General features: G+C 45.5%; 15 protein-coding genes. 10 read left to right on the top strand and 5 right to left on the bottom strand.

The genetic code is table 11. The features are described 5' to 3' along the window. Positions 1-494: 494 nt before the first annotated feature. Positions 495-1,856, top strand: a complete 1,362-nt coding sequence (locus MKY92_RS21600) for an amino acid permease (protein WP_339297554.1) — start codon at positions 495-497, stop codon at positions 1,854-1,856. A 56-nt stretch (positions 1,857-1,912) separates the two neighbouring features. Here the strand turns inward: MKY92_RS21600 and MKY92_RS21595 are convergent, their stop codons facing one another. Continuing rightward, a complete protein-coding gene (locus MKY92_RS21595) occupies positions 1,913-3,097 on the bottom strand; it encodes a serine hydrolase domain-containing protein (RefSeq protein ID WP_339297553.1) in 1,185 nt (394 codons plus the stop codon). 170 nt (positions 3,098-3,267) lie between these two features. Between MKY92_RS21595 and MKY92_RS21590 the strand changes: the two genes are divergently transcribed. Continuing rightward, entirely contained in the window at positions 3,268-3,720 is a 453-nt protein-coding gene (locus MKY92_RS21590) for an Lrp/AsnC family transcriptional regulator (protein WP_339297552.1), read from the top strand. 94 nt (positions 3,721-3,814) lie between these two features. Here the strand turns inward: MKY92_RS21590 and MKY92_RS21585 are convergent, their stop codons facing one another. Together MKY92_RS21585 and MKY92_RS21580 are read right to left on the bottom strand one after the other, a co-directional pair. Then, positions 3,815-5,020 (bottom strand): MFS transporter, encoded by a 1,206-nt coding sequence (locus MKY92_RS21585; RefSeq protein WP_339297551.1) that lies wholly within the window; start codon positions 5,018-5,020, stop codon positions 3,815-3,817. 203 nt (positions 5,021-5,223) lie between these two features. Next, positions 5,224-6,303: an ABC transporter substrate-binding protein gene (locus MKY92_RS21580; RefSeq protein ID WP_339297550.1), complete on the bottom strand. Its 1,080-nt coding sequence runs from the start codon at positions 6,301-6,303 to the stop codon at positions 5,224-5,226. 166 nt (positions 6,304-6,469) lie between these two features. Here MKY92_RS21580 and MKY92_RS21575 point away from each other — a divergent pair, with 166 nt between their 5' ends. Next, positions 6,470-7,546 carry an iron ABC transporter permease gene (locus MKY92_RS21575; RefSeq protein ID WP_339301871.1) on the top strand — a complete coding sequence of 359 codons (1,077 nt, stop codon included), beginning with the start codon at positions 6,470-6,472 and terminating at the stop codon, positions 7,544-7,546. 2 nt (positions 7,547-7,548) lie between these two features. Then, on the top strand, positions 7,549-8,316 hold the full coding sequence (locus tag MKY92_RS21570; protein WP_339297549.1) for an ABC transporter ATP-binding protein: 768 nt from the start codon (positions 7,549-7,551) through the stop codon (positions 8,314-8,316). A 142-nt stretch (positions 8,317-8,458) separates the two neighbouring features. On the opposite strand, the gene MKY92_RS21565 is transcribed toward MKY92_RS21570, so the two are convergent. Continuing rightward, on the bottom strand, positions 8,459-9,091 hold the full coding sequence (locus MKY92_RS21565; protein WP_076214198.1) for a DUF421 domain-containing protein: 633 nt from the start codon (positions 9,089-9,091) through the stop codon (positions 8,459-8,461). 155 nt (positions 9,092-9,246) lie between these two features. Here MKY92_RS21565 and MKY92_RS21560 point away from each other — a divergent pair, with 155 nt between their 5' ends. The 6 genes from MKY92_RS21560 to MKY92_RS21535 all read left to right on the top strand — a co-directional run bounded on the left by MKY92_RS21560 (position 9,247) and on the right by MKY92_RS21535 (position 13,556). Further along, positions 9,247-9,900 (top strand): ribonuclease H family protein, encoded by a 654-nt coding sequence (locus tag MKY92_RS21560; RefSeq protein WP_339297547.1) that lies wholly within the window; start codon positions 9,247-9,249, stop codon positions 9,898-9,900. 210 nt (positions 9,901-10,110) lie between these two features. Next, positions 10,111-10,980, top strand: a complete 870-nt coding sequence (locus tag MKY92_RS21555; protein ID WP_339297546.1) for an alpha/beta hydrolase — start codon at positions 10,111-10,113, stop codon at positions 10,978-10,980. A gap of 299 nt (positions 10,981-11,279) precedes the next feature. Continuing rightward, positions 11,280-12,269: a serine/threonine-protein kinase gene (locus MKY92_RS21550; RefSeq protein WP_221824350.1), complete on the top strand. Its 990-nt coding sequence runs from the start codon at positions 11,280-11,282 to the stop codon at positions 12,267-12,269. Between the two features lie 275 nt (positions 12,270-12,544). Next, positions 12,545-12,763: a hypothetical protein gene (locus MKY92_RS21545; protein WP_339297545.1), complete on the top strand. Its 219-nt coding sequence runs from the start codon at positions 12,545-12,547 to the stop codon at positions 12,761-12,763. Continuing rightward, on the top strand, positions 12,709-12,984 hold the full coding sequence (imm48, locus tag MKY92_RS21540; protein ID WP_339297544.1) for an Imm48 family immunity protein: 276 nt from the start codon (positions 12,709-12,711) through the stop codon (positions 12,982-12,984). Before MKY92_RS21545 ends, imm48 begins: the two co-directional genes overlap by 55 nt. Positions 12,985-13,016: 32 nt before the next feature. Next, positions 13,017-13,556: an RNA 2'-phosphotransferase gene (locus MKY92_RS21535; RefSeq protein ID WP_339297543.1), complete on the top strand. Its 540-nt coding sequence runs from the start codon at positions 13,017-13,019 to the stop codon at positions 13,554-13,556. A gap of 195 nt (positions 13,557-13,751) precedes the next feature. Here MKY92_RS21535 and MKY92_RS21530 read toward each other — a convergent pair whose 3' ends face one another. Beyond that, on the bottom strand, positions 13,752-14,609 hold the full coding sequence (locus MKY92_RS21530; protein ID WP_339297542.1) for an SDR family oxidoreductase: 858 nt from the start codon (positions 14,607-14,609) through the stop codon (positions 13,752-13,754). Positions 14,610-14,643 lie beyond the last annotated feature (34 nt).

The raw sequence follows: 14,643 nt of genomic DNA, 5'->3' as shown, positions 1-14,643 counted from the left end.
GCTTTTTCGGAAAACTCCACTGTGGTTTTTGTTAATCTGGATCGTAGGATTTATAATGATCGTTTTCAACTCGTTTCAATCGTATTCGAGTGTTATTAACTTTGTTGCGTTATTCATGATTAGTGTGGCTAATGCTATTCGAATCTGGAAAAATGAACGTTCATTAGCGATTACCTTTTTAGTTGTTGCCGCTTTATGCTTGGCTTTTATTTTAAAATACTTCTATAGATATGTATTATCAGCGTGACATGGCATGGGAATAAAAAGGAATGTACATAGGCTGATGATAATAAGGATCGGATGCAACTTAAGCTTATAAAATCAAAGGGCATGAAATACGAGCATATCAAGAGGTCATCTCTTACAAAGGTGGCCTTTTTGCTGTGCAAAAAAATATAAATGAGGGATATGTATTCTGAGCAGATTATTATATGATGAGTAATAATATTTTGCATCGTAGAGAGCATTTGCAGAAAGAGAGTGGTGGTTGAATCATGCAGCAAGAAACGTTAACAAGGGGATTAAAGAACCGACATGTGCAGTTGATGGCGATCGGAGGTGCGATCGGTACAGGTCTGTTTCTCGGAGCAGGCAAAACGATCCAGCTAACAGGGCCATCCATCTTGCTGGCCTACATTATTACGGGTGTTGTATTGTTCCTGATCATGCGTGCATTGGGGGAGCTACTGTTAAGCAACTTGCAGTATCATTCCTTTGTCGATTTTGTGCGTGATTACCTGGGAAATATGGCGGCATTTATTACAGGCTGGACCTATTGGTTCTGCTGGATCTCCATTGCCATGGCTGATATTACGGCCGTTGGATTGTATACACAGTTTTGGTTTCCAAATGTACCTCAGTGGATGCCAGGGTTAATTGCGTTAGTCATTTTATTAATCATGAACTTGGCAACGGTCAAGTTGTTTGGGGAGATGGAATTCTGGTTTGCCCTGATTAAGGTCGTGGCTATTCTGGCACTCATTGTTGTTGGTTTATATATGATATTCAAAGGTTTTACCACGGATCAAGGTCCAGCGAGTTTCACCAATCTGTGGAGTCATGGGGGATGGTTTCCGAATGGACTGCATGGGTTCATCATATCGTTCCAGATGGTGGTGTTCGCCTTTGTAGGCATGGAACTGGTGGGACTGACAGCGGGGGAAACGGAGAACCCAGAGAAGGTTATTCCGAGAGCCATTAACCAGATTCCGATCCGGGTACTGCTCTTCTATATTGGCGCACTGCTGATTATTATGAGCATCTACCCGTGGAACGCCATTGTGCCTACTGAAAGTCCGTTTGTACAAGTGTTTGCCGCTGTGGGTATTGCAGCTGCCGCCGGCATTGTGAATTTCGTGGTACTGACGTCCGCAGCGTCAGCGTGTAACAGTGCCATTTTCAGTACAAGCCGTATGGTGTTCTCCATGGCAAAGGATCACAACGCACCTGAATCATTTGCAAGACTGAACAAGAGGAAGGTCCCTTCCAATGCGCTGTTTTTCTCCACGATTGTTATTTTGATCGCGATTGTGCTGAACTATATCATGCCAGAAGGCGTATTTACGCTGATCACGAGCGTGTCGACTGTGTGTTTCATCTTTGTATGGGGCATCATGGTGATCTGTCATCTCAGATATCGTCGTACTCAGCCGGAACTGGCGAGTCGCAGCCGCTTCAAGTTGCCACTATATCCGTTCTCGAACTACTTGATTTTGGCTTTTCTGGCGTTTGTGCTAGTGGTATTGGCATTGGCCGAGGATACGCGTGTTGCACTGTTTGTCACGCCGGTGTGGTTCATCCTTGTTGCGGGGATCTATCTTTTCAAAAAGAGAAATTTGAGCAATAACAGACAGTAGGTCTTACCATCGTTGCAAAATAAAGCCGCCCAATGATATTGGGCGGTTATTCGTATTTAAATTCTTGCAGCCTCTTTGCCTTCACTAATGCTCGCGTAGATGGCATCACAGATATCGGTGGTATACTGGCCCGACATCCCTTCAAGTGCCGTGTTGGTGAATGCTGCAACACTAAGTTCTTCTTTTGGATCAACAAACCAGGAATGACCGTAGGTTCCACCCATTCGCCACGTACCCGCTGATTCTGGTGTACCGGTTGCGACAGGATCTTTAAGTATTGTAAAACCAAGGCCAAACCCTCTGCCCGGCCAGTATGGCATCACGAGATCCCCGATTTGATTGGTAGACATCTCAGCCGCAACGGCTTCTGTAAGAAGAGGCTGTCCTCCTTGTCGCAATGCTTCAAGTAAAGTAAGAAAATCTCCGGTACTTCCAACCATACCCGCTCCGCCCGATAAGTAAGCAGAAGTACGATTCGCACGATTGGGTGACAGTCGGAAGCCAGCAGTACCCTCAATAAAAGGAATCAGCTCCAACTCATTATGAAGGAGACGCGGTTCTTCAGAACCATTAGCGTATGCGGCTGTCAATCGATCCGAATCCACCGCAACAAAGTCAGTGTCGGTCATGTGGAGTGGATGAGTAACCAGCGTTTGAACAGCTTCTCGTAGTGACATCCCAGTTACCTTTTCGATAACGGCACCAAGTACATCTGTCGCAATGGAATATCTCCACATGTTGCCTGGCTCATACAGAAGAGGAGCAGAAGCTAGCCTTTGCAAATTCTCCTCCAGACTAATTTCAGACCAATCCATTCCGTCCGATACTCCTGCAAGCTCATAGGTTCCCTGATCTTCTTGGAAGAAACGGTATGTCAAACCTGCGGTGTGCGTCATCAACTGATGTACTGATATTAAAGCGTCCTGACCATTGGCAAGTTTAGGCCGGAATGCAGGAAGCCAGCGGGTCACCGGATCATGTAGACTCAGCTTTCCTTGTGAGATTAATGCCAGAGCTGCTGTCGAGACAATAGGTTTGGTTACGGAAGCAAGTCGAAACAGAGCGTTTTCCGACATGGTGCGTTTTTGCTCCCTGTCTGCGAAACCAGCAGCCCGGATATATACCAGTTCCCCTCCTACTGCAACTTGTACAACTGTTCCTACGATTCTTTTTTCGCTTAGAGCGCGGTCAATAGCTTCATCAACATAATTATGCAATGTCGTCATGTCTTTTTTTCTCATGCTTATCTTCCTCTCACCAACTGATGTATTTGATTTCTCGTGATAACTGTGTTTATTATATAAATGATTGATCTTGTAATACATGGTTTGTTAAAGGCATTATAATGAATTGGCGAATATACTTAAGGTAATTTATGAATATATCTTATGTATTTAAAGGAGTGGATCACATGGACGAAATAGATCGGCATATTCTGTATCACTTGGAGAATCAGGCGAGATTATCCATGACCGAACTAGGCAAATTGGTGGGGTTATCTCAGCCCGCCGTTACTGAACGAGTCAAACGAATGGAAGAAAAGGGAATCATCGAGGAATATCGAACCGTGATCTCCCCCTCCAAATTGGGCAAGCAAAGCACAGCCTATGTTCTTTTTCGTACTCGGGATTGTTATCCTTTCCTGGATTTCTGTCGTGCATCACCTGAAGTTGTCGAATGTTATCGGATAAGCGGGGAGTACAATTACTTGCTGAAAATCCTCACAGACACCATTCAGGGACTCGAGGAGTTTGAGAACAAGTGTGATCCGTACGGTACTTACATGACTTTAATCACCATGTCTTCTCCAATTGCACATAAGAATCTCGTGGAAGGACCAAATCTGTTGGCACAGGCAGAATAAGATTCTGGTCTTTAAAATGAAAAACAGAAGAGGAGTCCACATCAAGTGAACTCCTCTTTTCTCCTGCGTGTAACTCATGCAAAATGTCTTCCTGTTAATTTGCTCTGGTAAATCCATATTTATAAGCCCGCATAGCTACAAGCAACGCAGGAATGAGCAAGATAAACAGCGCCCCGGAAAGGTATCCTGCTCCAAATACTTCAAGAAGGATGCCCCCGATGATGCCTCCTCCGCCAATCGCCAGATTCCATGCTGTAACCAGCATCGATTGAGCGACATCTGTGCTTTTGCCTCCGGCTTGAGCGATGGCAGTCTGTAACAGTGTCGCGGCTCCGCCAAACGTAAGTCCCCAGATCATGACGCCAAGGATAATAATCACAGGTTGATGAGTAGCGATTCCCATCACGACAGAGGCCAGAGCGAATGATGCCAAGCTAATGATAACCAATTTCCTCAAAAATCGGTCAATGAGCATTCCGGTTAACCAAATTCCAACAATGGAAGTAATACCGAAAATGAGCAAAACCAAGTCTACTCTGTTAGCAAATACGGTCTGGGTAAGGTAGGGAGAAATATAGGTATATAGGATATTATGGGCAAGCATCCAGGCCAGAACAACAAACAGAATAGGCCTAACTCCCGGAATTAAAAACACCTTATGCAGCGGAAGGCGTTCACCAGCTGGCTCTCCGGCAAAATCCGGCATTTTCCAGAGAACCCATACGATTAAAGCTACGGTCAGAAGAGATACAAACGCGAAGATGAGGCGCCAGCCAACATAAGAACTGAGAAAACTACCGATTGGGACACCCAGGGCTAATGCTACCGGAGTGCCGACCATAGCCACAGCCATGGCTTTACCTTTTAACGAATCCGGAACCATCCGACGAGCATAACCTGCTGTCATTCCCCATAACACACCCGCAGAGACTCCCGCCATGAAACGAGCAGCAAGTGTAAGGATATAATCTGACGATAAGGCGGTAACGGTGTTAAAGACAAGAAAACCGCTAATGCATACCAGCAGAAGAGGTCGGCGTCTCCATCCGCGTGTAGCAGCAGTCAAGGGAATAGCAGCAACAAGTGATCCAATGGCATAAAGAGTCACCAACTGTCCTGTGAGGGCTTCTGTGATCCCCAAGTCTTTTGCAATTTGCGGCAGCAGTCCCGCAGGCAGGCTTTCAGTGAGGATGCAGATAAATCCCGCCATGGCTAATGCAAGAAGCCCAGCCCACGGAAGGCGTTTTGAAGATATGGAAGGTATCTCCCTTTGGTTTGGGAGGGATGTGGGAGCGGTCATGAATAAAACCTCATTTCTTATATTTTAATCCTATCCAGAACTATGCATATAAGCTTATCTGAAAAAATCAAACTTTTGCATACAGGATTAAAGGTAAGAAGGAGGTTTTAACATGATTTTTAATTTAATTTGAGAGTTTATCCGTTAATTTAGTATGTTCTAAAGTGAACTGAAAAATGAGCAGTGAGAATGTCTTCTCCTGCTCATTGGCTCAAGTCATTACTTGATTGGATTAGCTTCATTTCCTGTCCCATTTTCTCAATACCATCCAGAATTTGATATCCATAACCCCAGAACTGGCTGAAATCTGTGACATAGATCTGTTTGTTTTTGATTGCGTTCATACTTTGCAGGGCAGGGTTGGCATACAGGTTCTCAATTAGCTTATCGATATCCGGTGAACCGGCATACGCGGACAAGAGCAGGTAGTCCGGGTTCGCTGTGATCAGTTGCTCAACACTTACCTCACCTTGCACACCATCAAACGTATTTTTCAGCTTCAGCAGGCCAAGTGCATCGAGCTGATATGTATCGTTCTGCATGCTGCTTACCGTAATGGTGTCTTCCGTAGCGGGTACGATATAAGCAAAAGTATGATCAGGCTGATCGGCTACACTTGCCTTAATGGCTGCAACACGTGTCTTCAGACTTTCCGTGAAAGTTGCGGCATTTTCTTGAACATCGAAGATCTGCCCAAGTTGTGCAATATCACTATACAGGCTATCGAGTGAGCCTTTGTGATTCGTCGTTTGCAGAAACGTGCGGATATTCATGTCATTCAATCCATCGACGGTACCCACGCCCCAGTCTGCATCAGCGAACAGGTCGCCCCGTCCGAGTACCAGATCCGGGCTTGCACCTACAACCAGCTCTTTACCTACATAATCCTTGGACAATACCGGAATTTGGGCGAAATCATCAGCCACATCCGGTGTAACGGAACCGTATAGAGCAGCAACACCAACCATTTTATCGGTCAGACCTAATTTGATGAGCATCTCAGCCGCAGATTGGGTATTCGCAACAACACGTTCAGGTGTTTTATCGAATACTTGCACTTTGGGTTTCCACTCGCCGCCCTCACCCGAGATCGTGAAATTCTCAATGGTGAGCGGGTACGTCGTTTTATTTGTATTCTCAGCAGAAGCTGAAGTTTCTGTCGTGTTAGTTGTTGAAGTTGTTTCTTCGGCAGGGGAAGAAGTTGATGCATTCGAACAGGCTGCAAGCAGTAGTAACAGGAGACTTAGAGCAGCGATGCCAATAGTTCTGGATGTGAATTTCATTAAATGATGAACCCCTTTTCGATGTGTTTTAAATTGACAAAGATAATCATTCTCAATTATAATCCCAGAAAACACATTGTAAATAGCTAAATTTAATTTGTTCTACATTTTACGCGAATTGATGGGGGAAGAGATGGCACAGACGATTCAGGTTCAGACACAGCGTATGGGGAAAAGAGAGTCTCTTATTCATAGTAAATCCGGGTTTGCTTTACTGATTGCAGCTTTAATCATGATTACGATTATATCTGTAGGGATCGCGGTTTCCATTGGACAGGTTCGTATTCCACTGGCGGAGTCATATCGTATTCTTTTAACCAAATTAACGGGATTTCAATGGGGGACAACACCCATTGAGGCAGGTTCCTTTACCGATATCATTTGGCAGATTCGTTTCCCGCGTGTGCTGATGGCGATGTTTATCGGTGCAGGCTTGGCCCTGTGCGGTGCTGTTATGCAGGCTGCTGTGCAGAATCCGCTGGCTGATCCTTACATACTGGGTATATCATCAGGCGCTTCACTTGGAGCAACCTTTGCAATTCTCATTGGATTCGGTGCGATTGGGTGGCTTGGTCAGACGGGGGTTGCTTTCTGGGCCTTTGCCGGTGCGATGGGTGCGTCCTTACTGGTCCTGACTTTGGCAGGGATTCGGGGGAAAATGACGTCGGTCAAGCTGGTGCTTGCCGGAATGGTGATTAACGCGTTATGCAGCGCTTTTTCGAACTTTATTATTTATTTTGCCAACAATGCTGAAGGCATCAAAACAGTAACATTCTGGACCATGGGCAGCCTGGCGGCTTCCGGATGGAACAAGCTTCCACTCGTGGGTATCGTTGTGCTGGTGGCGATTCTATTCTTCCTTTTACAGTCCAGAGTTCTTAATACGATGTTGTTGGGGGATGAAGCAGCTGTTACGCTGGGCATTAATCTGAGTGTGTATCGCAGACTGTACATGCTGTTAACTGCTTTGGTGACAGGAGTTATGGTGGCTAGCTGTGGCATGGTTGGCTTTGTGGGACTAATCATTCCGCATATTGTGAGAGGTCTGGTGGGTTCCGACCATCGTAAAGTGATGCCTGTATCCGTGCTGTTTGGAGCCATTTTCCTGACTTGGACGGATGTTATTGCACGATCCCTCATATCCAGCGTGGAGTTGCCAATCGGTATTATTACAGCCATGATTGGTGCACCCATGTTTATGTATATGCTGGTCAAAAAAGGCTACGGTTTTGGAGGAAATTAAACATGAAGCTGAACGTAGAAAATGTATCCATCTCTGTGCTGAACACGGACATCATCAAGGACATTTCTTTACAGGTGAACGGTAAACAGTTCGTTGGACTGATCGGGCCTAATGGTTGTGGCAAGTCAACGCTGCTCAAGAGCATTTATAAAGTGATCAAACCGCAGCAAGGTAAGGTTTTTCTGGATAATACGGATATTCTCAAATCCAGTCCAAAGCTTGTTTCCAGACATATGGGCGTTGTCGGTCAGTTTAATGAATTGAGTTTTGATTTTACGGTGCGCGAGATGGTCATGATGGGTCGTACCCCGCACAAAAAAATGCTGGAGACGGATAATGAACGGGATCATGAAATCGTGGAGCAGGCTTTGGAAAAAGTACATCTGACTGGACATGCAGACCGTAATTACGTGTCTCTGTCTGGTGGAGAGAAACAGCGTGTGGTACTGGCGCGTGTCCTGGCACAGCAACCCCAATTCCTGATCCTGGACGAGCCGACGAACCATTTGGACATCAAATACCAGCTTCAGATTCTAAATATTGTCCGTGGACTCGGCATTGGCATATTGGCAGCGCTGCATGATCTTGAACTCGCCGCAGAATATTGCGATTATCTCTATGTGGTGAAAAAGGGCCAGATTGTGGTCCATGGCAAACCGGCGGATATATTGACTCGTGAGATGATTGGTGAGGTATTCGATGTAGATTGTGAAATCTATAAGAACCCGGTTACGGGTGGTTTGGGCATCGCTTATCTGAGTACACGTTGATTAGGATTATATCTTTCGTAATGACGTGGAGAAATCTTCGAAATAATCAATTGAAGTGAACATAGACCGTACCTGTTGGAGCGATGTTGTTGAGTGCTCACAGGGCCGGTCTTTTGTTTTTTTAGGTGGGGGTAGGGATCAACTATTGAAGCTTAGGATCAACGGGATGAGCATGAGCACCTTTGCTGACTTCTTGAAAAATATCTGAGGAGTTATCACTATGAGTTGAAGACTTGTTGCTGTTGTCTTGTTGAGGGTGTTCTCCCGTTGCTGGGCTACTACCTGTAATTGCATAACTTCGTAGGATCTCTTCCAGATCTCCAATCGTCACGGGACGAGCATGTCGTTTCAGAACATAACCGAGTTGACCATTGGGTTCCACCGTTGCGGTCTCCAGATCGTCCACACTCGTAATACCTTCCTTCCTCAGGTGCATCTCGAGCTGATCCATCGTGTAACGCATACGTTTCAGATTCGGGATAATGACCTTCCCGTCCTCTACCACGATTTTGGAAGTGCCACTCATGAGCCGTTCAAAAAAATTAAATTTCAATTGCAGTTGTTCCACCACAAGCAATGTCACAATGAATACCGATGCTGATCCAATTGCTTTACCAAGTTCATGATTTGCGATGGGCTGCACAATCGTTGTTCCGATGGAGATCATGATGACCGTTGTAACCACACTCATCTGTGAGATTGACTTGCGTCCTGCAATTCGCAGCAGGATCATGCCGACAAGTACAAGTAAAACAGATTTCCATATCCAGTCCATAAGGTGTATTCCTTTCTATTCCAGTATGCTCTTTGCTTCTTAGGCTGTTCTGGAGTTGGAGGAATTATGCAGTTGGCTGAATCCATAGCTTTCATTCCGCCCACCGGATCGTATACAATAGGGTATTGATGAAGTGAACAAAGGAGCGGGTCACAGTGGCAAAACAGAAATACTATGTTGTCTGGGAAGGTAAGAAGCCTGGTGTATATAACACATGGGCAGATTGCAAAGCGCAGACGGATCATTATACTGGAGCAAAATATAAATCCTATGAGTCCAAAGCAGCCGCAGAAGAAGCGTATCGTGCGGGATGGAAAGGGAACTGGGGTTCAAGTGCAGGCGAAGCGTCGAAAACGAAGTCGGCTGGTAGCGGAAGAAGTGCTGGCATGGAAACGTCAGAGGAAGTGGATTACGACAGCATCTCTGTTGATGTGGGTACACGTGGTAACCCTGGACCTGTAGAATACAAAGGGGTGGACACCCGCACCGGTGAGATTATTTTCTCTGTTGGACCGATCTCCAAAGGAACGAACAATCTGGGCGAATTCCTGGCCATTGTACATGCCCTTGCACATCTGAAAAAAGAAGGCAGCACTAAAACGGTGTATACCGACTCGGTCAATGCCATGAAATGGCTAAAGCAGAAAAAAGTAGCAACAACGTTACCAAGAGACAACTCCACGGAAGAAATCTGGCTGATGATTGATCGTGCGGAGCAGTGGCTCCAGACAAATACGTACAGCAATAAAGTGCTAAAATGGCAGACCAAACAGTGGGGCGAAATTAAGGCGGATTACGGCCGGAAGTAGGTATTTTTCCAAAGGATGCCTCCTTTATTTCTTGTCTATTAGAATCGATATTTACAATTTCCAGTTTCCGCTCTATAATCATCTGAATATGATTCGTTAAACAAATGGAGGAGCCTGTCATCTGCAGGCCCTCTTTATCTTTTTGGTCCATTGATTAGCAAGTCCATTCACTAGAATGGGTTATTTGAGTATATTTTGCAGGAGGCAGACATGAGTCCCATATATAGAAGTGAAGAAGGAAGAAGCAGCATACTTGAGGAATACGAAGCCTATCTTAATGAACTGGGCGAGGGATTTACACGAGAGTATGTGGAGACACGGTTTGGACAGACGCATGTTTTATTGGCAGGTCCTGAGGACGGTAAGCCTTTATTTATTCTCCAAGGCGGAAATTGTGTGAATCCCATGACATTGTCCTGGTTCTCTTCCTTGTTCAAAGAATACCGGATTATCGCCCCCGATACGATCGGTCATCCCGGCTACAGTGAGGAGACACGGATATCGGCACGATTTGATAGTTTTGCGTTGTGGATTTCCGACTTGCTTGATTATTATGAGATCGAAAAAAGTGCGTTTATCGGTCCTTCTTTTGGTGGAGGAATTATTCTTAGACTGGCAACCTACATTCCAGAACGAATTGCATGTGCTGTATTGGTCGCTCCGGCAGGTCTGGCTGTTGGTTCCAAAATCAAAACCGTTCAGGATATCGTTCTTCCACTTGTTAAGTACCGGATGACTTCTTCACCATCTTCTTTACAAAAAATTACGGACAGCATGTCGTGCAACTGCATGAAAGAAATGGATAAAAACATCATTGGTAAAATTTTTAAGCATGTCAGTTTGGAGCATGATCTGCCCAAGCTCACGGAGCGGGAAGAACTGGTGAACTATACGTCTCCAACCTTGTTATTAGTGGGGGAGAAGGATGTCTTTTTCCCTGCGGATAAGTGTATTGAACGGGCTCAAAAAATTATTACGAATGTGCAAGCCATCAAATATGATACAGGACATTTTCCTTCACAGGACGTATTAGTGCAGATGAACGAGGAAATCGGGCGATTTTTACAGAAAAATTATTAATAAAAGCTGCAAATGAAGGATGAGAAATGTTTTTCTCCAGTTTAATAAAGTAATTACATCCATCTGTCGATAATCTATATAAGAGAATGCTCTTCTTCTATAGAATAGTGTGGATAGGGATTAGCAGTAGATCGTAGAAGGCTTAATATCATTAATATTTAAACATTTCGCGTTAAGGTGTTTCAAATTGCATCATTTGGTTTATATGTATAGTTGGCGATGAACTGCTGACTGGTTGAACCAAATGATGCATTTACGCGGAAAGTCTTCCGATCGACAAGGTTGAAAAGAGGTCTGTTATGAGAAAAGACAATTGCAAAATGGCATTGCAGCGCAATGTGATTATAAATGATACATATCAGGTAAGACAGGTATTAGCCAGCAGTGAGTTGGCTATTGTATATGCAGGACGAGATCGTAACACGGGTGCCAAGGTAGCCATTAAGGAATTTTTCCCACAGAGACTGGCTGAACGTCAGGCAGACAAGCGGAGAGTGTTCTGTTCTTCACGAGGATACGGTGGGCAATATCAGGAGCTACTGGCTGCATTTCTGCTTGAAGGTGAACTGTTATCGAAACTGGACCATCCTCATATTGTTTCGTATTTGGATCATTTTGAAGCAAATGATACGGGGTATCTGGTTATGGAATACTGCACGGGAATCACATTGACCGAGTATCTGAATGAACACAATCATGCTCTTGATGCTGCCTTCATAACGGAGACGCTGCTTCCACTGGTGGATACATTGGATTACATACATAAGCAAGGCATTCTTCACCGGGATGTGAAACCTTCCAACATTATGGTTATGGAGGATGGTACACCCAAACTTCTGGACTTTGGCTCAGCTACCCGTTGGCCTATGCAATCCGGAGAGAAACAGGTGATATTTACATCGGCAGGTTATTCTCCGCTAGAGTTCTATTCGGAGAAATCCAGTCAGGGACCGATGTCGGACATCTATAGTTTGGCAGCTCTGCTCCATTATTGGGCATGTGGGCAACCCCCTATGGACGTGAAACAGCGGTTGTTCCAGGATGAATTGCCATCTGTTCGCTCACATAATGAGTATGTGAATCCTTGGCTCGCTCGTGTTATTCATTGGGGGTTGACGGTTCGTTCCGAGAAACGTTGTGCCTCCCTAGCCTGGGTCAGAAGCTCGTTGCGAGTTCAAGCCTGGGTGTGGAAAGTGCGTAAACCTGGAACGGTGGAATGGTCTTTGGCCGAGAATGAACATACACAGGTCTATGAAGTGGAGCCGAAAAAGCAACATGAGATGGCTTGAGTTATAACACCTCTTTTATAAATTGGTATGCTAGATGAGCATATTCATACAAAAAATTAAACCAAGTCGACTTTTAAATGAGGAGATTTGGTTTTTTATTATTTATTAGTGTACTTTATGGAGTTCGTCTCGGAGTGAGCCAAACGATGAATCATGCCGGAATTAACAGCTCCACCTATAGATGAATTTGAAACGAACACCCCAACTCCGATACAATGTTCTCATAGAATCTGAGAGAATGGATCAAATACGGTGCAGAAATGGAGAATTACAATATGACTGATTTTATCAACGCTGACGATATTAATGACGTAATCCTGGCTGCGGCAGCAAACGAGTTGGAGCAGATGGTGGACAAAATGTGTGAGCTGATTGGCACGCCTTTGGAACAGACGACAGAACTGGAGCGTCAGATCATGGCTGCTTTGGTTTTGGTGCGGTGTATGGCATCACTAATCGGGATCAGCTGGCGGAGCCGCAGGCCCATGCCTTGAGCATTCGGATGTTGATCAAACCGTTTAACTACAGTGAGCAGCAGGCGGTTGATTTTGCCGATGATCTGATTCGGGTGGCTTCCGATCGTGAGGTTCATCCGGTGATGAATACGATTATCCAACGTGGGATTGATGGACACCGCCAATTCAATCAGGAAGACGATGAGGGATTGGCACGTAACATTCAGGAGATTTTAACAGCGGTTCAATCGCAGCAATAGACGAGTTTTATTGGATTGGGGAGATGATTGCATTGGATCTGATGAAATTAAGCAAGGAACTCTCATACGCTCTGCGTCACGCCCCATGGGAGTATGAGCTGGAACTGGACGAAGAGGGTTGGGTGGAAATCTCGCAATTGCTGGTGGCTTTACATGAAAGTCCGCAGTGGAAGGAAGTCACGCAAGCCGATCTGGAGCAGATGATTCAAGCCTCGGAGAAAAAGAGACATGAAATCCGTTCTGGCCGCATCCGGGCATTGTATGGACATTCGACACCCCATAAGATATCGAAGATATCTGCTGAGCCACCGGAAACCCTGTACCATGGGACCCCGGCACGCGCAGTGCATTCTATTATGGAACATGGCTTACAGCCGCGGCAAAGGCAATATGTACATCTGTCCGCAGATATCGATACGGCCACTCAGGTGGGACGAAGACGGGATGATCAGCCTGTCATTTTGAAAATCAATGCTGCTCAAGCGGCCACAGACGGAATCCTTTTTTATCATGGAAACGAAAATATCTGGCTGGCCGATCACATTCCTGCACGTTATATTCTTGAGCAATGAGCAGTGACTGGTGAGCAGTGAGTGATGAACTGTTGTGGAAAGCATAAATACCTACCTCAAATTGCAGCAGTCGCAATCAACGGGTGAGTGTACGGTCATCCGTACAACTGGAATATCATTGTATTGATCGTTAGCTACATCAAAAAAGGGACGCATCCAACATTGGTTGGTGTGTCCCTTTCTCATATCCTAAACTTACTTGCCTACAATTGCTTTAATACCTTCGCTAAGTGGCTGAGCCGGACGGCCAAGCAATTTCTCTAAAGTATCACTTTCTACAGCCAATGCGCCTTCACGGATGGCACTTTGCATATCAACAAGCATCGATACGACAAAGTCCGGTAGACCTGCGCCTTTCATGATGTCAGCGTAAGCGGCATCGTCCACGTTCTGCACGTTGATGTCCTGTCCAAGCACTTCACCAACGATGGCAGCCAGTTCAGCTTGCGTGCGCAGTTTGCCGGACAATTCATATACGGTATTCTCATGTCCTTCTCCTGCGAGTACAGCTGCAGCAGCATGGGCATAGTCACTGCGGGTAGCCCAGCCTACTTGGCTGTTGTTGGTGGCATGAACCCAAGGTGCACCTTGGGTAGCGGCTTGCACACTGCCTGCTTCATTTTCCAGGTACCAGTTGTTGCGCAGGAAGGAATACGGAATGCCGGATTCACGAATAGATTTTTCTGTAGCGCGGTGAACTTCCGCCAGGGAAAGGGTATTTTTCTCTGCATTAACAACGCTTGTATAAGCGATGAAACCCACGCCTGCGTTCTTGGCAGCGTCAATAGCAGCCTGATGTTGGCGAATTCGCGTTTCATTGTCACCATCAGTCGAGATGAGCAACAGACGGTCTACACCGGCAAAAGCTTTCTCTAAAGTCTCCGGTTGATCGAAATCACCGTGACGTACGTCAACGCCTTGAGTACGGAGTGCTTCCGCTTTCTCTGGATTACGTACACTTACTGCCACATCCTTGGCAGAATCTGTTTTTAACAATGCCTCTACAACCAGTGAACCCAAATGACCTGTTGCGCCAGTAACCAAAATTTTCATTTTCTTTTCCTCCTATGATATGTGTTGTTGGTTG

It is taken from the genome of Paenibacillus sp. FSL R5-0623, from assembly GCF_037974265.1.
Lineage (GTDB): Bacteria > Bacillota > Bacilli > Paenibacillales > Paenibacillaceae > Paenibacillus.
The sequence above is the reverse complement of the archived record's forward strand: the minus strand, read 5'-3'. Positions and strand labels throughout refer to the sequence as shown.

Excerpts from the sequence above, each read along its gene's own strand:
- MKY92_RS21600 (WP_339297554.1), top strand. The coding sequence starts at position 495 with ATGCAGCAAGAAACGTTAACAAGGGGATTAAAGAACCGACATGTGCAG.
- MKY92_RS21595 (WP_339297553.1), bottom strand. The coding sequence starts at position 3,097 with ATGAGAAAAAAAGACATGACGACATTGCATAATTATGTTGATGAAGCT.
- MKY92_RS21590 (WP_339297552.1), top strand. The coding sequence starts at position 3,268 with ATGGACGAAATAGATCGGCATATTCTGTATCACTTGGAGAATCAGGCG.
- MKY92_RS21585 (WP_339297551.1), bottom strand. The coding sequence starts at position 5,020 with ATGACCGCTCCCACATCCCTCCCAAACCAAAGGGAGATACCTTCCATA.
- MKY92_RS21580 (WP_339297550.1), bottom strand. The coding sequence starts at position 6,303 with ATGAAATTCACATCCAGAACTATTGGCATCGCTGCTCTAAGTCTCCTG.
- MKY92_RS21575 (WP_339301871.1), top strand. The coding sequence starts at position 6,470 with ATGGGGAAAAGAGAGTCTCTTATTCATAGTAAATCCGGGTTTGCTTTA.
- MKY92_RS21570 (WP_339297549.1), top strand. The coding sequence starts at position 7,549 with ATGAAGCTGAACGTAGAAAATGTATCCATCTCTGTGCTGAACACGGAC.
- MKY92_RS21565 (WP_076214198.1), bottom strand. The coding sequence starts at position 9,091 with ATGGACTGGATATGGAAATCTGTTTTACTTGTACTTGTCGGCATGATC.
- MKY92_RS21555 (WP_339297546.1), top strand. The coding sequence starts at position 10,111 with ATGAGTCCCATATATAGAAGTGAAGAAGGAAGAAGCAGCATACTTGAG.
- MKY92_RS21550 (WP_221824350.1), top strand. The coding sequence starts at position 11,280 with ATGAGAAAAGACAATTGCAAAATGGCATTGCAGCGCAATGTGATTATA.
- MKY92_RS21545 (WP_339297545.1), top strand. The coding sequence starts at position 12,545 with ATGACTGATTTTATCAACGCTGACGATATTAATGACGTAATCCTGGCT.
- MKY92_RS21530 (WP_339297542.1), bottom strand. The coding sequence starts at position 14,609 with ATGAAAATTTTGGTTACTGGCGCAACAGGTCATTTGGGTTCACTGGTT.